Source organism: Enterocloster lavalensis, assembly GCF_046603895.1.
Taxonomy (GTDB): Bacteria; Bacillota; Clostridia; order Lachnospirales; family Lachnospiraceae; genus Enterocloster; species Enterocloster lavalensis.
Window position 1 is genome coordinate 3495812 of the sequence record NZ_CP176637.1, and the last position, 18157, is coordinate 3513968.

Genomic DNA, 18157 nt, shown 5'->3' on the forward strand with positions numbered 1-18157 from the left:
AATATGAGCCGGTGAGGCGGATGAAAAAGTCCGTTTCACCGGCTTTTTGCGTATAATGGAACCCGGAATGGGAGCGTTGCTTTGGAGCAGAGAGCTGCCACAGAACGAACCGTCCTACACAGAGAGGTCCCCGTCCCCGGCGGCGCCTCATCGCCTTCCGCGCCTCACCGCCGCCCGCGCCTCACCGCCGCCCGCGCCTCATCGCCGCCCGCGCCTCACCGCCTTCCGCGCTACCCCGCCTCCCATCCGCTCTTCTGGATAAACAAATGTTAGGATGCCAAGGTTTTTCTGATTTTACAAATCTTCTAACCAAACTATATAATCATATTACACAAAGCACCAACAAAACAGACAACATGCACAATCCAATCGGCCGATGGATGGTTCATAAAGTTTGTAAGTTGAGATGAATTGAAAATGGAGGAAACGAGATGAAAATCACTGGGATCGAACCGATTCTGGCGGGAGGCAGATACCTGTTTGTGAAGGTACATACAGACGGGGGATTAGTCGGGCTGGGAGAATGCGGCGCGTGGGCGTACCAGGAGGCCACGGTCAGCGTTTTAAAGCAGATGGAGAAAATGATCTTGGGCCAGGACCCGCTGCGGACGGAATTTATCTGGAACGCACTGTCCAGAAACCTGCACTTCCGGGGTTCCGTCACCCAGTCCGCCCTGTCGGGAATCGACATTGCGCTGTGGGATTTAAAAGGAAAATATTTCCAAGTGCCCTGCTATGAGCTGATGGGCGGCAAAGTCCGGGAGAAAATCAAAATTTACGTTAACGCCAGGGCGAGAGACGCCAGGGGGATGGCGGCGGAGGCGAAGAAGCTGGCGGATCAGGGCTTTCAGTCCATCCGGTTTTCCATCGGACACCCCAAGGATGAGAACGGGCGCTGCGGGGAGAATTTTACCAGCCTGGTGACCCGGGTGGAGGGAATCATGAAGGCGGTCCGCGATGCGGTGGGCTGGAATGTGGACGTGGCCATCGAGTGCCACCGGGGAATGCGACCGGCGGAGGCCATTGAGCTGGGCCGGGTGTTGAGGCCCTACCGCCCCTACTTTTACGAGGACCCCATCCCGGATAATCTGGAGGCCATGCGCCAGGTGATCCGCGGCTGCGATATCCCGGTGGCGACCGGCGAGCGCTTTATCAACCCGGCGGAGTTCGACTCCCTGATGACCACCACCGACGTCCGCTACATCCGCCCGGACATGTGCGTAAGTGGAGGTCTCACCGCGGGCAAGAAGATCGCCGCGGAGGCGGAAGTGCGCGGGGTTTACGTCATTCCCCACAATCCGCTGGGCCCGGTATCCACTGCGGCCTGCCTGCAGCTGGACGCCTGCATTCCCAACTTCGAAGTGCAGGAATATCCCATGGCCAACGGCGTCTGCCGCCTGGATAAGGAGATGAAGACGCCCTTCCATGTGGAAAATGGATACATCAGACTGCCGGAGGGCCCGGGGTTGGGAATCGAACTGATCGACGACATTGACACTGTATTTCCGTTCCAGGGGAGCTACGGGGGGATCAATCTCCATGAAGACGGCTCCGTGGTAGACCGGTAATTTCAAATATAGAGGGGGACCAATGATATGACACCACAAATTACCATCGTTTTGATCATATTTTTGCTGTTTATTGCCCTGATTCTGTCGGGCAAGGTTAAAATCCACGTCGCGGCCATGATGATTCCCATTGCGCTGGAAATCACGGGGGTACTGGATTTCAAGGCGGCCTGGGGCGGCATGCTCAACAGCTCCATCGTGATGATGGCCGCCATGTTCGTGGTAGGCGCTGCCGTGGGCAAGACCAGCATCGTGAGCCGGCTCAGCAAGACGCTGATCAGAGGCGAATCCTCGGATTTCAAGATTATGCTGGGCATCTCGGTTCCGATCATTTTGCTCAGCTGCGTGGTCAACGCCACCGCCATCATGACCATCATGATTCCCATGATCGTGGGTATCTGTGCGGAGCAGAAGCGGCCGCTCAGTAAATTTGTGTTCGCCTCCGCCTGCCTGGCGCAGCTGTGGGCCGGATTTATTCCCATCGGCGGAAACGCGGGCGGCTATTTGGCCCAGAACACCATCGTGGAAAATCTGGGCGGAACCGGAACATTTACATATTTTACCAATATGGTCGTCAAGGCTCCGGCAATTATCTTCCTGACTCCGGTGATCATCTGGCTGACCGTGAAAATGGCCCCGGATCTGGGAAATGTGCCCACCGCGGCAGAGGCGAACGCTTCCACGCCGGGAGCCGGCAAGAACCGGGGCGGCGGCATGACGCCGGGCCAGGAGAAACTGACCGCAGTTATTTTCGGGGCTACGATTCTGGGTATCATGACCTGCGCGATCCTTAAAATCAATACCTGGTATCCGGCCTGCGTGGGCGCTATGGTTCTGGTTCTGAGCGGCGTCATCAATGACCGCGAGGCCATCAAGGCCATGAGCAACCCGGTTATCTTCATCACCATCGGCACCATGCCGCTGTCCACGGCCCTTAAGACCACCGGAGCGGACGTGCTGCTGGCGGACACCTTTAACAATCTGACCGGCAACATGAGTCCCTTTATGACCATGGTTTCCATGTACATCGTCTGCTTCGTGCTGACCCAGTTTGTGACCAACTCCGCGGTAAACAACGCCTTCAAGACCCTGGCGGCCCTGATCTGCGTGCAGAACGGATTCGACGCCCGCGCCCTGATGCTTTCCTGCCAGGAGGGCTCCAGCAACTGCTACCTGACCCCCATGGCGGCTCCTGCCATGACCATGGCCTACGAGGCGGGCGGCTACAAGATGAAGGATTACCTGAAAATGGGATTTGTGCTCTGTATTATACGGTTTATCCTGTTTGTGGTGTATGTGCCGTTTGTGTTTCCGCTACAGTAAATCTGAAAAAATGTACGGAAAATGGGCCAGCCCCGCAGGATAACCGAATCACATATGTTCCAACCAAACCGGCAGGGGATAAGCGTCTTTATCCTTTGCCGGTTTGCTTTACATTCTCTTTCATATATCTTACGAATTCCACCGCCCCATTGACAATATCGATATACGATAATATACTGAAATCACAAATATCGATATTCGATACATGGAGGTGGGCGATTATGCCGAGGGCAAAATTTCAGACGCTCACGGAGCAGATGTTTTACATTCTGCTCTGCCTTTACAAAGAGTGCTGCGGCATGGACATTATGGAGAAGGTGACGCAGATGACAGGCGGTCGGGTCAGTGTGGGTCCCGGAACCCTGTACAATCTGCTGGAAAATTTTTTGGAGGCGGGCATGATCCGGGAGACGAGGGCTGAAGGGCGCAAGCGCAGTTACGTGATTACGGAGGCCGGGAAGAAGGCGCTGCGGGATGAGCAGCAGCGGCTTTTGACCCTGACATCGGACTATGAGCATTTTGCGGGACAAGGAGGAGACGGCTTATGAAAAATACCATGCGGCGGATGGAGAATATCACGTTTTATGATCCGGCGGGAATTGCGCGGCATCTGGAAAAGATGGCCGCCCGGGGCTGGATGCTGGAGAGCTGCTCGAATTTCACCTGGCGCTACCGGCGGATTTCCCCGGCTGAGCTGCATTTTGCAGTCACCTATTTTCCGCAGGCCTCTGATTTCGACCCGGAGCCGTCCGAGCAGCAGCGCACCTTCCGGGAGTTCTGCGAAATGGCGGGGTGGAAGCACGTTGTATCCTGGGCGCAGATGCAGATCTTTGTGAATGAGCGGGAAAATCCGGTTCCCATGGAAACGGACGCCCTGGTGCAGGTGCAGACCATCCACAAGGCCATGAAAAAGAACTACCTGCCGTCCCAGCTGCTTCTGTTGGCGGTTTCGCTGCTCAACGCCGGCCTATTGATCTATACTCTGATTACCAATCCCCTTTACGTTCTCAGCAGCAACTCAAGCTTATTTACCGGCAGCTGCTGGACGCTTATGCTGGTTCTGTGCGGCGCGGAAATCTGGGCGTATTACCACTGGTATCACCGTGCGAAGAAGGCCGCGGAGCAAAACGGGGAGTTTTTGGAAACCCGCAGATATCGGGGCTTCAAATGGGTGATCCTGATCCTTATGCTGTGCGCCCTGGTTTTCTGGATGCTGTCCATGGCGGGTGGGAGACAGCGGATGATCGGAATTGCCGCGCTGCTGTATATGGCGGTTCTGATGGTCTTGGTCAACGGTGTGAAAGTGCTGCTGAAGCACAAAAAGGTGCGTGCGGGGATCAACCGCACCGTGACAATCGCCTCCTGCTTTGTGCTGTCCTTTGCCCTAATGGGCGGTCTCACCTATTTCGTGACCCGGTTCGTGGGAAGCGGAAGGACGGAGAAGGAGCCTGCGGGCGCCTATGAATTTCACGGCCAGACCTGGTATCTGTATGACGATCCGCTGCCGCTGACCATAGAGGATATGATGGAGACGGACAGCAGCGGTTACTCCCGGGAGTGGACGGAGCGCAGCTCTGTTTTTCTGTCCCAGTATGAGGCGAGACAGCGGGGAAAGCTGGGGGAGAAACATCTGACGGATTTAGAGTACACCATCACCAAAGTCAAGGTGCCGGCTATTTTTGACCTCTGCCGGGATAGCCTGATGGAGCGCTACGCAGACCGGCGCGGACCGGAGGAGTTCAGGGATTATTACCGCTATGAACCCCAGGATCCGTCGCTGTGGGGCGCGGACGAGGTTTACCGCCGGTACAGCGGCGACATCGCTCTGGACAGCTACTTTGTGTGCTGGGGGGAGAAGATTGTGGAGATCACATTTTACTGGGAGGCAAACGCCGGACAGATTGAGATTGCGGCGGAGAAACTGAGAGACGTGTGAGAGGAGGGGCGTTGACCGCGCCCCTCCTCACCAATTTGGCGGTCCTGCCATTTGGCCGGGCCGCCTGTATTTTTCTTAATCCATATACGCGCCCTTCATAGCGCTGACCGCGTGCTGGGCGAAGAGCTTTAAAATGCCCTTTGTATACTTGCTTTCAAATCCCTTCCAGTGCTTCCGGCGCTCGGCAAGAATCGTCTCCATCTCCTCCGGCGTCTTTTCCTGGCCCTTTACCCCCACGATATTCAGGGAGCGCTGTTCCAGATTCAGTTCAATCAGATCCCCTTCTTCAACAAGAGCGATGGGGCCGCCCGCGGCCGCCTCCGGGGATACATGGCCGATCACCGGGCCGCGGGACGCGCCGGAGAACCGGCCGTCTGTGATCAGGGCCACGCTGGCAGCCAGCACGGGATCCGAGCAGATGGCTTCGCCGGTATAGAACATTTCCGGCATGCCGCTGCCTCTGGGGCCCTCATAGCGGATAAAGACCGCGTCTCCCGGCCTGACCTTGCCGTGAAGGATCGCGTCAATCGCCTCCTCCTCGCTGTCAAATGGACGGGCGTTCAGACGGCTGTTGAACATGGCGGGCGGGCAGGCCGTGTGTTTAATCACGGAGCCTTCCGGCGCCAGATTGCCCTTTAAAATGGCAATGCTGCCGTTGGTGCCGATGGCATGGTCGAAATCACGGATAATGTCCGTTCTCTTGATTTCCCTGTGGATGGCCTGGCTCTTGCTTCTGAGTATCTCATCGCAGTGCTCATAGTATCCGGTTTTCTTCAAATCCTCCAGATTCTCGCCCAGCGTTTTGCCCGTGACGGTCATCACGTCCAGATGGAGCATATCTTTGATCTCCTCCATCACCCTGGGAACGCCTCCCGCGTAGTAGAAATACTGGGCGGGCCAGTCGCCTGCGGGGCGGATATTGAGCAGATAATGGGCGCCACGGTGAAGCCGGTCGAATGTGTCCGCGTCAATCTCTATTCCGAACTCATGGGCAATGGCCGGAATATGCATCACCGCGTTGGTGGATCCCGAGATGGCGGCGTGGACCATAATGGCGTTTTCAAAGCTCTTTAATGTGACGATATCCGCTGCGGTAATTCCTTTTTTTACCAACTCCAGCAGCTGTTTCCCGGCCTCGTAGGCCGCCTTCTGCAGTTCCGGCGCAGTGGCGGGCATCAGGGCGGTTCCGGGTAGCATTAATCCCAGGGACTCCGCCATCACCTGCATGGTGGAGGCGGTGCCCATGAAGGAACAGGCGCCGCAGCTCGGGCAGGCGTGCTGCTTATAATAGGTCAGCTGTTCGGCGGGAATCTCGCTGCGCTCATACTGGGCGCTGAATTTGCCGATCTGTTCCAGGGTCAGCAGCTCATTGATAGCGCAGCCCGGGTCGTCCTCGGTGTATTCGGGAGGCAGGGCAAATGCTTCCATCACCCCTCCGGTCACCATAATCGCGCTCATTTCCTTTAAGCGTCCAATACTCATCAGCATGGCGGGCATGGCCTTGTCGCAGCTGGCGATAAACACGCCGCCGTCAAAGGTAGTGGCGTTGGCCTGCACCTCCACCAGGTTTACAATGGCGTCCCTGTGGGCCAGGGAATAGTTGATGCCGTCGTGCCCCTGCCCCATTCCGTCGCACATGTCGGTGGCGAAATACCGGGCGGCCTTTCCGCCGTTTTCGTCAACGCCTCTCACCGCTTCCTCCACAAACCGGTTCAGGTGGCTGGATCCCGGATGGCTGTTGCCATAGGTGCTTTCAATCAGTATCTGCGGTTTCTCGAGATCATCCAGTTTCCATCCCATTCCCAGGCGCAGCGGATCCATCTCCGGCGCCAGTTCACGGATTTTCTGACTTCTCAGCATAATTCTTTCTCCTCGTGATTTGTTTATGGTGTCTGCAGCGAACCGTCCTGGTTGCGTGTCTGCGTCCATGTGGGAACATCCACGCGGCAGGGGTATTTGGCCGCCGCCTCCTCATTGATATCAACCCCCAGCCCCGGCCGTTCGCTGGCGTACACAAAGCCGTCGCCGCCGTACTCCGGTGTTCCGGTAAATACCTCCTCCAGAGCGCCTTCGTGATACTCTCCCGCGGCCAGGAATCCGGCTATGTTGCCAATGCTCCACTCCTGAAGGCCAAAATTGGGCGAGGCCAGGTCCAGGTGGATGTTGGCGGCTTTGGCAACGGGCGACATGTCGCTGGGGCCGTGCCAGCAGGTCCTGACACCGCAGGGCTCCGCAAAGGCGGCCATACGCCGGGCGGGCGTGATCCCGCCGATATCGGAAATATGGGCCCGGACAAAGTCAACGCTGTGCTCCACCACCGATGTCCGCCACTCGTTGTCATTGACATACAGCTCGCCCAGGGCAAGGGGTGTTGCGCAGTAATTGTGAATCTCCCGCAGCCATCCCACCTGTTCCGGCGCGACCACATCTTCGATAAAGAATAAATGATAAGGGTCTAAGGCGCGGCAGAACTCCCGGGCTTTAGAAGGATGGATCCGCTCATGGACGTCATGGACAAATTCAATTTCCTCCCCGTACCGGACGCGGAGCTGTTCAAACATCGCGACCGTCTGCCTCATATACCCGTTGCTGTCAATGTATACGCCGGGCTGTCCGCCTTTAGCCGCCCCCGCGGGCGCGGACTCATAACCATTCCCGCCATAGCAGTTGATCTGGCACCGTATGTGCTTAAAACCCTGTTCGATCCAACGGTCGATCTGTTCGCAGAGCTCGGGAAGATCCCGGCCGTCCGCGTGAGTGTAAACCGGAACGCCCGCCCGGACCTTTCCGCCGAACAGGTCGTAAACCGGCATGTCCGCCATCTTGCCCTTGATATCCCAGAGGGCCATATCAATACCGGATATGGCGTTATTCTCAATCGGCCCGCTTCTCCAGTAACCATTCTGGTGCATCAGCTGCCATAAATCCGTGATCCCCTGAACCGGGCGTCCGATCAGAAGCGGTTTCAGGTATGTTTCAATTAAATGCTGTACCGTCGCGTACCGGTAGCAAAATGTGGAACAGCCGATCCCATATAAACCGGGTTCGGACGTCTCGATTTTAACCACCAGGAGGTTAATTCCATCGGGAGCCGTGGCAATCGTACGCACACCCCTGATTATTATAGCCATTCGCATCCTCCTTATATCATCGTGGATTTCTGTTTTTATAGTTGTAATACAAGTTGAAGTTAAGGTAATAGTAATCACTAAAAAACAAAAAGTCAATCATAACCTATATTTTCCGAACAAATTTGTGCAAAATAACATGTTTGGATATTAAAACAAGTTAATTTTCACAAAGTGCACAAAAATAGGTCTAAAATTGTTGACAACACTATGCAAAACATGTAATAATGCTAATAGTTGTAATACAAGTTGATTTTCGTACCACTTAAGAAAACAGCTGTTAAGCGGCTGGAATTTAATCAAAGGGAGAATGAAACTATGAAAAAGAGAATTGCAGCGTTACTGGCAACCACACTGGTAGTGTCCTCATTGACCGGATGTCTGGGCAACACCAAAGCCCCGGAATCAAAAGCGCCTGAATCAAAGGTTGAGACGGAAGCCCCGAAGGACACGGAAGCGGCCAAAGACACCGAGGCGGCTAAGGACACCGAAGCAGCCAAAGATACGGAAGCAGCGGCAGACACCACCTATACCTTTAATCTTGACAATGTTGGGGAGCACACATTCTCGCTGTCGACCACCGCGTCCTCAGGAAGCGCCCTTGCAGATGTGACCCATAACTTCGCGGACACCGTGGGAGAGCTTTCCGGCGGTAAGATCAAGGTCGATGTATATGAAGGTTCCGCTCTTGGAAGCGAGGCCCAGAACCTGGAGGCGCTTACGGCAGGCACCCTGGACATGGCGATTATCGCGGTTGAGTTCTATGTAAACTCGATTCCTCAGGTGGGCGCGGCGATTCTGCCTTATATGTATGAGGATTACGATCAGGTTCAGAAGGTATTTGAGGGTGAAGCAGGCCAGTACACATCCCAGCAGTTCCTGGATGTGGCAAAGGTTAAGAACCTTGGATACTATGTAATGGCATTCCGCAACATGTACACCACAAAGCCTCTCAACAGCGTGGACGACATTGCCGGCATGAAGATCCGTGTTCCGGAGTCCTCCCTGTATGTTGACACCTTCAAGATGATGGGCGCGGCTCCCACACCCCTCCCTATGGGTGAGGTTTACACCGCAATCGACACGGGCGTTGTCAGCGGCCTTGAGAACACGCCGGACACCTGCCTGAACAACTCGTTCTTCGAGGTTGCCAAGTATTTCAACATGACAAACCACCTGAACGCCCCGACCACATTCTCAATGTCCGCAAAAGTTTTCGATTCACTGAACGAGGATGAGCAGAACTTACTGTTAGAGGCCGGCCTCAGAGCATCCCGCTACGGTCTGGAGTCCACCAAAACAAGCGACGCAGCCTACCGCGAGCAGCTGAAGGAAAAAGGCATGGAATTCATCGAGACTGATGTCGAGTCCATGAGAGCCAAGATTGACTACACATCCTATCCGTTTATGCAGTCAGAGGAAGCCAAGACCCTGTTCGACCTGGTTCAGAAATCCAAATAAGCATTACGGTATCTTTTGTCGGGCGGGCAGCCAGCGCTGTCCGCCCGGTATTTTACCCAGGCGCTGTCCGGGAACAAAATTTACAGAAAGGAAATATGATGTGGCTGTTATGTTTGCATCATAGAACAAAATATTATGTGGGAGCAATTAAAGAAGCTTACAGTGATAATTGATAATATTCTGATGTTTTTTATCATTATTCTGTTTCTCATGATGTTCGGCATCACAAACCTGAATGTAATCACGCGCTATTTTTTCAACAATCCGATTACATTTTCAGTGGAAATGGGACGCTACTGTTTTGTGTCAATCATATTCCTTGGAGCGATCTTCACCACAAAAGAGGACCGGCATATTCAGGTTGATTTTTTCACCGGAATGTTCCCGGAAAAGTTCAGATGTCTGGTTGAACAGGTGGGACGGCTGTTTATGGCGATCTTTTTTGCCATTGTGACCGCCTATACCTGTGAAATGGCGCTGGCTAACGTGAACGTGAAATCATCTGCCATGCAGATTCCTATGGCTGTTCCGTACTTTATCATGGCCTTCGGCAGCGCCGGAATTTGTCTGGAGTCCATTGTCAATATGGTGCTTTATCAAAAGGGACTTAAGAAGAAATCAAGAACGATAGAGGAAGAGGAGGATGCTTTGTCATGAGTATTTTATTAATATCCTTTTTTGCTATGCTGCTCATGGGAATCCCTGTGGCCGCTGTTATGGGACTTTCCTCCATGTTTTACTTATTGAGCCGGGGCGCGGACCTTTTAACCATACCCCAGCGCATGTTCGCCGGGGCGGATTCCTTTTCCCTGATGGCGATTCCTCTTTACATATTTGCGGGGGAAATCATGAACCGCTGCGGAATCACCAGAAGAATTTTTAATTTTGCCTCGGAAATCGTAGGTTTCCTGGCCGGCGGCCTGGCCCTGGTGAATGTTCTGGCCTCCACCATGTTCGCGGGAATTTCCGGCTCCACCTCAGCCGACGTGGCGTCTCTGGGCGTTATGGAGATCGCGGGAATGACCGAGGCCGGGTACAGCCGTTCCTATGCCACAGCCATTACCTGCGCCTCCGCCACCATCGGTTCCATTATACCGCCCTCTATACTGATGGTGCTCTACTCGTCCATCACCGGTATTTCCTGTGGAAAACTGTTTGTGGCGGGTATGATTCCGGGGATTCTGGTCTGCGGAACACAGATGCTTTACTGTTACGCCAAGGCCAAACGGGACCCGCAAAACTGTGACGGCAACTATCGGCCCGCATTCAATGGCAGACGCCTTCTGGCCGCTGCCAAGGACGCCATCCCCGCCATGATCATGCCTCTGATCATCATCGGCGGAACCCTCTCCGGCGTGTTCACCGCCACCGAGGCGGGCGCTGTGGCCGGTCTGTATGGTGTGATCATCGGCGTATTTTATTACAAGGAATTCCGCTTTAATGATTTGATTGAAACCATTAAGTCCACCGCGTTCACGGTTGGACAGAGCTCGCTGATTTTCGCGTCCACCAGCGTATTCAGCTACTGTATCGCGATTCTGCAGCTTCCGAATAAGCTCAGCATGCTGATTTCGGGCGTGACCACCAACCCCTATATTGTAATGTTTCTTATGATCCTGGCTATGATGTGTATCGGCTGCTTTATGGATACCACGCCTGCGGCCATCATCATGGTTCCCATCTTCCAGCCGCTGGCTGCAAGCTTTGGATTCGATCCCATTCACTTTGGAATGGTGATGGTTCTTACCTTTATCTTCGGCGGAATCACTCCTCCGGTCGGGGCCACGCTGTTTATCGCCAGCTCCGTGGGAAATGTGTCGCTGGCAAAGCTGGTAAAGGATATGTGGCCGCTCATCCTCCTATTCTTTATCGTGATGATGCTGGTCGCTTATGTTCCGCAGATTTCCACCTTCCTTCCTACATTGATTGGATAAGGGGCAGACGTCCCGCCTTAAACAGAAAAAAACGCCATGTCACAGTGATATGGCGTTTTTTCTATGTTCCTTGGGATCGAACAGTTCGCTGACCATATGGGTTTTCATAATGTTGCGGGCCTGCTCGCAGCTTCGCTGGGCAATGGCCTCCGCGATCTTTGGGTGATAATAGATGCCGCCGTAATAACCGAATACCCGGTTAATATTGAGGCAGACGGTCTGATCCAACAGCTGGCCCATTACATTGGAGATAATGGGGTTGTCGATAAATTCCGCCAGTGTCATGTGAAACTGCGCATCCAGCCGGGCGAACAGTTCCTGGTTCCCCACCGCGGCCTTCAACTGCTGGTTCAGCAGGTTGAGGTCCGCTATTAATTCGGGCGTTGCGTTGGCGGCCGCCTCGTAGGCCAGCTCCGGCTCAATCAGGGATCGGGCCTGGCGTATGGTGACCATATCGGTCAGCAGGGCGGTATCCAGATAATGGCCCTTGCCAAACAGGGAAATGTCAATGGAGCGCACAAACGTACCCCTCCCGTGCTGGCTTTCCAGTATGCCCAGCACATTAAAACGCTGTATGGCCGCCCGGACGCTCCCACGCCCTACTCCCAGCCTGCTGCACAGCTCATTCTCGGAGGGAATCTTGGTGTTGACGGCCCATGCGCCATCCTTGATCTGCTGCTGCATGTATTTTACAATTTCTTCCACTACTAATTTGTCTTTTTTCATAGGCACTCCCGGGGCGTTAAAACTTAATCTGATGTGCAGGTGTATATAGCTTTATTTTAACAGCTTTTGCCGGTTTCTGCCAGAGTGGTTTTTGCAGATGGCGGGGATTGGGGGGATATTTTCTTACTTATATAATATAAGCGCAATAAAATGCAGCGTATCCTCCCCCACATTCCGAATCCCGTGCCCTTCGCCATCCGGCGTGTACGCCACGTCCCCGGCCTTCAGGGTCACGATGTTCCCGTTGTCCGAGAATTCCGCCGTTCCGTTTAGGATATAGTAGGTCTCGGATTCGCCCTCGTGGACGTGGTAGCCGATGGAACCGCCCGGCTCTAGGGAGGTGTGCGCGAACACGCGCCCTTTGTACTAAAACATAACAAAGCGGGAAAACATCCAGAAAATAATAGAACTCATGATATGGAGAGCGTAACGGCTGTTTATTCCGCCTTATCTAACCCGCCCCCGGCTCAGCGAAAAAGGCTGCGGCCAGCTCCACAAAATCCCTCAGCGCAGGAGAGACCGCGGGCCCGTCCGGGTAGGCGATCATCAGCTCGCCCAGGGACAGATCGTCCGCCATGGGCAGAAGGGTCAGCCCGGAGGTGTCCCCCATCTGCCTGACGTACATCTCCGAGCAGAAGGTGACGCCCATGTTCTGGCGGCACAGGGAGCAGAGGGTGGCGATGTCCAGCAGCAGGATGGGGAAAAGTCCACGATCACGTCCACTCTGCCGTTTTCCAGAAATCCGCACAGCTCGGCGGAATTGCCCTCCACCAGCGTCAGGTCCACCGCAGGGTACTTCCGGTGGTAGATGGGTAGGACGCGGGAGGCGAACAGGTCTCCACGGGCGTAGGAGATCCCGATGCGCAGGCTTCCCCGGCGTGTGCCTGGTACTGATCAATCCCTTTATCCTTTACAAGCTGTTCACGCCGGAGATCTGCAAGGTGGAGAACTATAAGGAAATCTCCCGGGAAGGGCTGAAAGACTTGGGACGGATGACGGTCCGGGAAAAGTTTTTGACCGCGTTCTTTGTGGGCGCCGTGCTTTTGTGGGCAACAACCGGAATTACCGGCTTTAACGCCACAGCCGTGGCCATCCTGTTTTTGGCCATGTGCCTGATATTCGGATGTATGACATGGAACGACGTGCGCCAGAGCAAGGGCGCTTGGGACACCCTAATCTGGTACGGAGCCATTATCGGACTCTCCAGCGCGGGCTTCACGCCACGTTGGATGCGGTTTTGGACCTCAAAGAGAGGCTGAACCTGACGGATGTGGTGGAGAAAACGGGACTGTCCGCCAGCACGGCCCACCGCATTATAAGGGGCCTGGAGCGGCGGGACTATCTGTCCCGCAACGAGGATACCAAGCGGTACTCCCTGGGGGCGCGGATCGCTTACCTGGGCAGCCTGGCGGAGAACCGGTCCGACGACGGGCTGCGGGAGAAGGCCTACGAGTATCTGGTGAAGATCCGCGACCAGATCAACGAGAGCGCTAGGGTGTGTTTGAAAATTCATTCCCACCATCTGCACGCCCCACTTCGCGGCATATTTGGTCCCAATTCGGTCAACGTAGCCCGCTACGCCTCCCTCATCGGGACCAAATCTCCCACAAAGTGTGACGCACATCTGGCGGAAAGCAATTTTCAAACGCACCCTAGCCTTTACGTGCGGGACGGGGCCTCCAGAATCTGTATCGACCGGGTGGAGAGCAAGCAGCTGTTGCGCCGGGTCATCACGGTGGGGGAACGGCTGCCCCTTCCCAACGGGGCCACGGGAAAGGTTCTGATGTCCGGCATGGAGGACCGGGAGCTTATGGAGCTTCTGGGAGAGGACTATGAGGCCGTGAAGCCCGACGTGGACAAGGTGCGCGAGCGGGGCTACTGGGTGTCCAACGGCGAGCGGGAGGTGGGGCTTTCGGCTATCGCGGCCCCGGTGTACAACGCTAAGGGGAAAATGATCGCCGCTATCTCCATTTCCGGGCCTACGGCCCGGATCATCGACGAGGAGCTGGCGGAAAAGGTACAGAGCGTGCTGGAATGCGCTGGGGACATTTCCCGGCAGATGGGATATTTTAAATGACAGACAGAGGGAGAACCGGCTGAGAAAGGCCGGTTCTCCCTCTGTTTTTTATTACATAATAAGCTTTTCTATGCCAGTTGTGCCAGCTATGGGAACGCATGGCGGTGGTAAGGAACCATGTCGCTGAAGCGACCTACCGCAGGCGGAATTCGTTCTTAATTTTATAGGGAAAAGATGTTGTGCGAAGATGGAATGACAAACAATATGACGGAATATAGTTGTTAATATAACGTAAGTTTGCTATAATGGAAAACAAAAGTTATATCAGAAAGCAGATCGCCACAAAGACACCGAACGGAACGTTCATAACCGCATGGCCCCGGGACCTGCTGTATCATGATAAATCGGGTTGGGAGTACTTAAACCGTCTGACGGGGCAAAATCCCTGTGCGTAGCCAGAATCCGCTATGGGGGCCATGGATATACGATGAGGATGGGAATCTGCTGGCGGCAAAGGGGGGAATGATCGCAAGGGAACTTTAAAGAAAAAGATAGGGGATGAATTCAGCAGAAAATATTTGAACAGCAATAAAATGACAGTAACCGGAACAGAGATTTTCTTATCACATCTGCGTGCGCCCTCCCTCTAAAAATGGGACTTGCAAAAAACAGGAGCTGTTGCTTATCCAGGATCTCAGAATGAATCGTTTAAGATCGTTGGAAATTGGAACAATCGTAACTGTTCAGCAGGTCTGCGCACTTGCTGCGCTGACCGTATGAAAACCTAAGCTTGCTGGCAAAAATCCCATCGACGAAGTCGATTTTAAATGGATTTTTGCTCGTATCTGTGAAGGTACTGAACAGATACGAACAATCATAAGGAAATAGCCGAAGCGCCGCAGAGTGAATCGCAGACCCGGATCTGACATTTGGTTCGCGTGTCTGCGCAAAAACGCTTTGGCACGGAGGAATCATATGAAAAATTGGAAGGTAATTCTGTTGGCAGCTTTGGTTTTGATGTGGATCGTGGATGCAAAACCATGGAGAGATGATTCTGATAAAGAGAGGACAGTTGCTCCCGCTGGGGAGAGCCGTTCTAAAACAGAAGAGAGGCAGGAACAGGAGCAAGAGGCCACTTATGTATGCCCTCGTTGCAATGGCTCAAAAGAATGCAGGGTATGCGACGGAAAAGGAACTTATTATAACAGTATCACAGGAGAAACAAAAGATTGTGCGGTGTGCAAGAGAAATCCGGGTGCTTGTCAGACTTGTGACGGAGCCGGAGTAATATCGGAATCCACGTATCTTGAAGTCATGGGAAACGAAAGCAAACGCGCGGCTAAACGGGAAGCGGAACCTACGGCTCCTCCATATGAAGAGGTAGTATTTTGTACGGCCTGCAGTTCAACAGGAATCTGTAAGATCTGTGGTGGATCGGGATACTACAGCAGCCAATATAATATGTCCTCTGTGTACCCTTGTTCGGCTTGTACGAACGGCACTCCGGAGGAGGTGGGAAAATGCCATATCTGCGGAGGAGATGGTATCCTTTATAATTGATATGTATATAAAATAGTTTATACAGATGACGGATACTGTAATGTGTTATAGAAAATTATGTAGATCAAAAGGAGAAAATCATATGAAGCAAATGTACGGAATCGTATCATTGGTGATAACGGCCACGGCCTGGGTGGTCGGTATTTTGTGTCTGATAGTTGTGGGAATGAAGTCTGATTCCAGTGAGATTTCATCCGGTATTGTGAATCTTTTTGTGTCGGGGGCGGTCGTGATTCCGGTGGCACTCAGCCTGGCTGCAATCGTTTTGGGGGCACTGTGTATTACGAAAAAACAGAAGTACCGCGCGCTGGCAGTTATTGGAATAATCCTAGCGTTGCCCTTTGTTTTATGGGGTGTCTTGTGGGGGATTAACTGTATGAACGGAATGTCCATAGAAGAGGGAGTAAGGGCATATCTGGAAGGGTTTGGGAAGAACCTTTGATAAAAAAGACAGATGGCAAGAAAATAGTGAGGGAATCCCGGATTGACAATGACAGTCGGTCCAGGATTCCTTTTTTGCGTAATAGGAGAGTACTCTATGATATAAAAAAGCTCTCTGGGCGAGAATGTACTGTTACAAGGAATTACGGCTGCGGAAAGGCCGCGTAGCGGTCGCATATTTCCCGGATCAGCTTCATGAAATCCTGGGTGTAAGAGGGGAAGATCTTGTCCTTGTGGTAAATCAGGGACAGGGGTTTCACCTGCTTGAAGTCCTTGGTGGGGAGCACATGGAGCCGGGAGCCGGAACCGCCCAGCTGGTTGAGCTGGTAGACGCCCGGCAAGCACATGGTCAGGCAGAAGCTGGCGGGGTAGTCCTCGGCGCAGAGCCGGTAATGGATATCGGGCTGGGTCAGCTCGTTTATGCAGTTTATAGTGGGGCCCCGCCTTTGCAGGTGGCGGTCCAGCATGATGTGTGGTTTAAAACCTCCGTGAAGGTGAGCAGGCCGCAGTCGGGCTCACCCAGCAGGCAGGCGGCGAAACCGTATCCAGACATCTGAACGGCCTTGAAACCGGCATTCTGGATCATGATCGCCGACAGACAATCATAAGCGCCCGGCATGACCAGGATTTCATTGGTACTGATTAATTCCTTGAGTGGGGTTGTTTTTTCATAAAGCGATACCTCCTGATATTTTTAATAGATGTACTAAAAGCGAGAATACAAATTTTCGCTACATGGAATTATTGTGTAAAAATTAGGTATACAAAAAAGTGAAATTAAGGGGGCTATAAAATGGTAATTTGTGTAAATGATATTCAAAACGAACAGGCAGGGGGATGAGAGAAACGAAATAATTTCTCGTATCCAGAGAGAATCTACCGGTACTGTGAGATGGACGCCGGAGTCAGGAATGAAAAGAACCGAGTGGAAATCCGGGTGCGGTTATTTGAAAATCCGGTTAGGCTGCTGTAGGAGCGGGGGAGGAAAAGAGGCAGATGAGTGGCTGATGGAGATAAGTAAAGGAGTTTTAAATGTTTTAAATGTTGAGACATTTCATCTTGACATTGAGTTAATGTAGTGCTATTCTAAACGACAATAGGGAGCTTGTGTAGCAGGCTGAGAGGAAGTAATCGAACTTCGACCGTTAGAACCTGATCGGGTAATGCCAGCGTAGGGAAATAGTGTGATTTGCAGTAGTTTACGATGCAAAAATCAAAATCCAGGCTGATGCGGCCTGGATTTTTTGTTGAATGCAATGGGCCACTGGCGCAGCCTGCAGGCACTGGTTGGCTGCCATGGCTCGGCGATGCAGCCCCCGCGTACCATTGCCAGCCTGCGATCCCCTGGCCTCCCCTGAAAACCCACAAAAGGAGCAAAAAATCATGAAAATCAACTCAAAGAAACTGGCCGTAAGCGCCATGCTGACGGCGGTAGCCGTGTCCCTTTCCACCTTTGCCGTCCCCATCGGCGCATCCAAATGTTTCCCCATCCAGCATCTGTGCAATGTGATGGCAGGAGTATTTTTAGGCCCCTGGTACGGCGTGGGCATGGCGTTCTGTACATCGCTGATCCGCAACCTCATGGGCACCGGAAGTCTGCTGGCCTTCCCGGGCAGTATGGTGGGCGCCTATCTGTGCGGCGTGCTCTACCGGCACAGCCATAAGCTGACGATGGCCTATGCAGGTGAGGTGTTCGGCACCGGAATCCTGGGCGCGATCATGTGTTTTCCCGTAGCGTCCATGCTCATGGGCAAGGAGGTAGCCGTGTTTTTCTATGTGATCCCGTTTCTGTCCAGCACCCTGTGCGGCACCGTGATCGCCGCCCTGCTGATCGGAGCGCTGTGCAAATCCGGGGCGTTTCAGCACCTTGGCCGTATTCTGGAGCATGACGGCGCGGTGACGGGGGAGAAAGCGCCTGGGAATCTGCGATAATTAAAAAAGAACTCAACCATAGTTTCGGGATCCCCACAGTCCAACCCCCATGTTGGAGATCCCGCTGCACCCCCCGCATACCAAAAACCACCGGAACATACTCCAACTAACACCGGGAAACCCCTGCCCCC

At 53.5% G+C, this 18157-nt stretch carries 19 protein-coding genes, 2 pseudogenes and 1 riboswitch; of the genes and pseudogenes, 13 read left to right on the forward strand and 8 right to left on the reverse strand.

What is annotated here, in order from left to right; translation table 11 throughout:
- Positions 1-431 precede the first annotated feature (431 nt).
- The 4 genes from ACK2JC_RS15620 to ACK2JC_RS15635 all read left to right on the forward strand — a co-directional run bounded on the left by ACK2JC_RS15620 (position 432) and on the right by ACK2JC_RS15635 (position 4827).
- Complete coding sequence (locus ACK2JC_RS15620; protein WP_276852104.1) at positions 432-1568, forward strand: mandelate racemase/muconate lactonizing enzyme family protein; 1137 nt, start codon at positions 432-434, stop codon at positions 1566-1568.
- A gap of 27 nt (positions 1569-1595) precedes the next feature.
- On the forward strand, positions 1596-2891 hold the full coding sequence (locus ACK2JC_RS15625; protein WP_118754430.1) for an SLC13 family permease: 1296 nt from the start codon (positions 1596-1598) through the stop codon (positions 2889-2891).
- Positions 2892-3112: 221 nt separating this feature from the next.
- The gene (locus ACK2JC_RS15630) at positions 3113-3439 is read left to right on the forward strand and encodes a PadR family transcriptional regulator (protein WP_227167113.1); all 327 of its coding nucleotides are present in this window, start codon (positions 3113-3115) and stop codon (positions 3437-3439) included.
- Complete coding sequence (locus ACK2JC_RS15635) at positions 3436-4827, forward strand: DUF2812 domain-containing protein (RefSeq protein ID WP_320936919.1); 1392 nt, start codon at positions 3436-3438, stop codon at positions 4825-4827. Before ACK2JC_RS15630 ends, ACK2JC_RS15635 begins: the two co-directional genes overlap by 4 nt.
- 75 nt (positions 4828-4902) lie before the next feature.
- Here ACK2JC_RS15635 and ilvD read toward each other — a convergent pair whose 3' ends face one another.
- Together ilvD and ACK2JC_RS15645 are read right to left on the reverse strand one after the other, a co-directional pair.
- On the reverse strand, positions 4903-6687 hold the full coding sequence (gene ilvD, locus ACK2JC_RS15640) for a dihydroxy-acid dehydratase (RefSeq protein WP_331681238.1): 1785 nt from the start codon (positions 6685-6687) through the stop codon (positions 4903-4905).
- Between the two features lie 23 nt (positions 6688-6710).
- Positions 6711-7958, reverse strand: a complete 1248-nt coding sequence (locus ACK2JC_RS15645) for an enolase C-terminal domain-like protein (protein ID WP_320936920.1) — start codon at positions 7956-7958, stop codon at positions 6711-6713.
- A gap of 315 nt (positions 7959-8273) precedes the next feature.
- Between ACK2JC_RS15645 and ACK2JC_RS15650 the strand changes: the two genes are divergently transcribed.
- The 3 genes from ACK2JC_RS15650 (at position 8274) to ACK2JC_RS15660 (ending at position 11350) form a co-directional block, all read left to right on the forward strand.
- A complete protein-coding gene (locus tag ACK2JC_RS15650) occupies positions 8274-9416 on the forward strand; it encodes a TRAP transporter substrate-binding protein (protein WP_118754434.1) in 1143 nt (380 codons plus the stop codon).
- A gap of 162 nt (positions 9417-9578) precedes the next feature.
- The gene (locus tag ACK2JC_RS15655; RefSeq protein ID WP_166434554.1) at positions 9579-10073 is read left to right on the forward strand and encodes a TRAP transporter small permease; all 495 of its coding nucleotides are present in this window, start codon (positions 9579-9581) and stop codon (positions 10071-10073) included.
- Entirely contained in the window at positions 10070-11350 is a 1281-nt protein-coding gene (locus tag ACK2JC_RS15660; protein WP_007704973.1) for a TRAP transporter large permease, read from the forward strand. Before ACK2JC_RS15655 ends, ACK2JC_RS15660 begins: the two co-directional genes overlap by 4 nt.
- Before the next feature lie 39 nt (positions 11351-11389).
- Here ACK2JC_RS15660 and ACK2JC_RS15665 read toward each other — a convergent pair whose 3' ends face one another.
- From ACK2JC_RS15665 to ACK2JC_RS15680, 4 genes and pseudogenes are all read right to left on the reverse strand, one after another.
- Entirely contained in the window at positions 11390-12076 is a 687-nt protein-coding gene (locus tag ACK2JC_RS15665) for a FadR/GntR family transcriptional regulator (RefSeq protein ID WP_007704976.1), read from the reverse strand.
- Positions 12077-12199: 123 nt separating this feature from the next.
- The gene (locus tag ACK2JC_RS15670) at positions 12200-12430 is read right to left on the reverse strand and encodes a cupin domain-containing protein (protein ID WP_320936921.1); all 231 of its coding nucleotides are present in this window, start codon (positions 12428-12430) and stop codon (positions 12200-12202) included.
- Positions 12431-12527: 97 nt separating this feature from the next.
- Positions 12528-12824 (reverse strand): LysR substrate-binding domain-containing protein, encoded by a 297-nt coding sequence (locus tag ACK2JC_RS15675; protein ID WP_368272513.1) that lies wholly within the window; start codon positions 12822-12824, stop codon positions 12528-12530.
- A gap of 5 nt (positions 12825-12829) precedes the next feature.
- Positions 12830-12943: pseudogene (locus ACK2JC_RS15680) on the reverse strand (LysR family transcriptional regulator); the annotation flags it as partial.
- 5 nt (positions 12944-12948) lie between these two features.
- On the opposite strand from ACK2JC_RS15680, the pseudogene ACK2JC_RS15685 reads away from it, so the two are divergent.
- The 4 genes and pseudogenes from ACK2JC_RS15685 to ACK2JC_RS15700 all read left to right on the forward strand — a co-directional run.
- Positions 12949-13335 (forward strand): annotated as a pseudogene (locus ACK2JC_RS15685) (anion permease); the annotation flags it as partial.
- A complete protein-coding gene (locus ACK2JC_RS15690) occupies positions 13314-14153 on the forward strand; it encodes an IclR family transcriptional regulator (RefSeq protein ID WP_320936924.1) in 840 nt (279 codons plus the stop codon). The pseudogene ACK2JC_RS15685 and the gene ACK2JC_RS15690, both read left to right, overlap by 22 nt.
- A gap of 915 nt (positions 14154-15068) precedes the next feature.
- A complete protein-coding gene (locus ACK2JC_RS15695; RefSeq protein WP_320936925.1) occupies positions 15069-15653 on the forward strand; it encodes a hypothetical protein in 585 nt (194 codons plus the stop codon).
- Between the two features lie 82 nt (positions 15654-15735).
- Positions 15736-16095 carry a hypothetical protein gene (locus ACK2JC_RS15700; protein WP_320936926.1) on the forward strand — a complete coding sequence of 120 codons (360 nt, stop codon included), beginning with the start codon at positions 15736-15738 and terminating at the stop codon, positions 16093-16095.
- Between the two features lie 142 nt (positions 16096-16237).
- Here ACK2JC_RS15700 and ACK2JC_RS15705 read toward each other — a convergent pair whose 3' ends face one another.
- Entirely contained in the window at positions 16238-16561 is a 324-nt protein-coding gene (locus tag ACK2JC_RS15705; protein WP_320936927.1) for a hypothetical protein, read from the reverse strand.
- On the reverse strand, positions 16522-16713 hold the full coding sequence (locus ACK2JC_RS15710; protein WP_368272516.1) for an isocitrate lyase/phosphoenolpyruvate mutase family protein: 192 nt from the start codon (positions 16711-16713) through the stop codon (positions 16522-16524). The genes ACK2JC_RS15705 and ACK2JC_RS15710 overlap by 40 nt, the downstream gene beginning before the upstream one ends.
- 292 nt (positions 16714-17005) lie before the next feature.
- Between ACK2JC_RS15710 and ACK2JC_RS15715 the strand changes: the two genes are divergently transcribed.
- Both ACK2JC_RS15715 and thiW read left to right on the forward strand, forming a co-directional pair.
- Positions 17006-17173 carry a hypothetical protein gene (locus ACK2JC_RS15715; protein WP_320936928.1) on the forward strand — a complete coding sequence of 56 codons (168 nt, stop codon included), beginning with the start codon at positions 17006-17008 and terminating at the stop codon, positions 17171-17173.
- A 9-nt stretch (positions 17174-17182) separates the two neighbouring features.
- Positions 17183-17290, forward strand: a riboswitch (TPP riboswitch).
- Positions 17291-17477: 187 nt separating this feature from the next.
- The gene (thiW, locus tag ACK2JC_RS15720; protein WP_092364512.1) at positions 17478-18026 is read left to right on the forward strand and encodes an energy coupling factor transporter S component ThiW; all 549 of its coding nucleotides are present in this window, start codon (positions 17478-17480) and stop codon (positions 18024-18026) included.
- Positions 18027-18157: the final 131 nt, after the last annotated feature.

Excerpts from the sequence above, each read along its gene's own strand:
- ACK2JC_RS15620 (WP_276852104.1), top strand. The coding sequence starts at position 432 with ATGAAAATCACTGGGATCGAACCGATTCTGGCGGGAGGCAGATACCTG.
- ACK2JC_RS15625 (WP_118754430.1), top strand. The coding sequence starts at position 1,596 with ATGACACCACAAATTACCATCGTTTTGATCATATTTTTGCTGTTTATT.
- ACK2JC_RS15630 (WP_227167113.1), top strand. The coding sequence starts at position 3,113 with ATGCCGAGGGCAAAATTTCAGACGCTCACGGAGCAGATGTTTTACATT.
- ACK2JC_RS15635 (WP_320936919.1), top strand. The coding sequence starts at position 3,436 with ATGAAAAATACCATGCGGCGGATGGAGAATATCACGTTTTATGATCCG.
- ilvD (WP_331681238.1), bottom strand. The coding sequence starts at position 6,687 with ATGCTGAGAAGTCAGAAAATCCGTGAACTGGCGCCGGAGATGGATCCG.
- ACK2JC_RS15645 (WP_320936920.1), bottom strand. The coding sequence starts at position 7,958 with ATGGCTATAATAATCAGGGGTGTGCGTACGATTGCCACGGCTCCCGAT.
- ACK2JC_RS15650 (WP_118754434.1), top strand. The coding sequence starts at position 8,274 with ATGAAAAAGAGAATTGCAGCGTTACTGGCAACCACACTGGTAGTGTCC.
- ACK2JC_RS15660 (WP_007704973.1), top strand. The coding sequence starts at position 10,070 with ATGAGTATTTTATTAATATCCTTTTTTGCTATGCTGCTCATGGGAATC.
- ACK2JC_RS15665 (WP_007704976.1), bottom strand. The coding sequence starts at position 12,076 with ATGAAAAAAGACAAATTAGTAGTGGAAGAAATTGTAAAATACATGCAG.
- ACK2JC_RS15695 (WP_320936925.1), top strand. The coding sequence starts at position 15,069 with ATGAAAAATTGGAAGGTAATTCTGTTGGCAGCTTTGGTTTTGATGTGG.
- ACK2JC_RS15700 (WP_320936926.1), top strand. The coding sequence starts at position 15,736 with ATGAAGCAAATGTACGGAATCGTATCATTGGTGATAACGGCCACGGCC.
- ACK2JC_RS15705 (WP_320936927.1), bottom strand. The coding sequence starts at position 16,561 with ATGCTGGACCGCCACCTGCAAAGGCGGGGCCCCACTATAAACTGCATA.
- ACK2JC_RS15710 (WP_368272516.1), bottom strand. The coding sequence starts at position 16,713 with ATGCCGGGCGCTTATGATTGTCTGTCGGCGATCATGATCCAGAATGCC.
- ACK2JC_RS15715 (WP_320936928.1), top strand. The coding sequence starts at position 17,006 with ATGAAAAGAACCGAGTGGAAATCCGGGTGCGGTTATTTGAAAATCCGG.
- thiW (WP_092364512.1), top strand. The coding sequence starts at position 17,478 with ATGAAAATCAACTCAAAGAAACTGGCCGTAAGCGCCATGCTGACGGCG.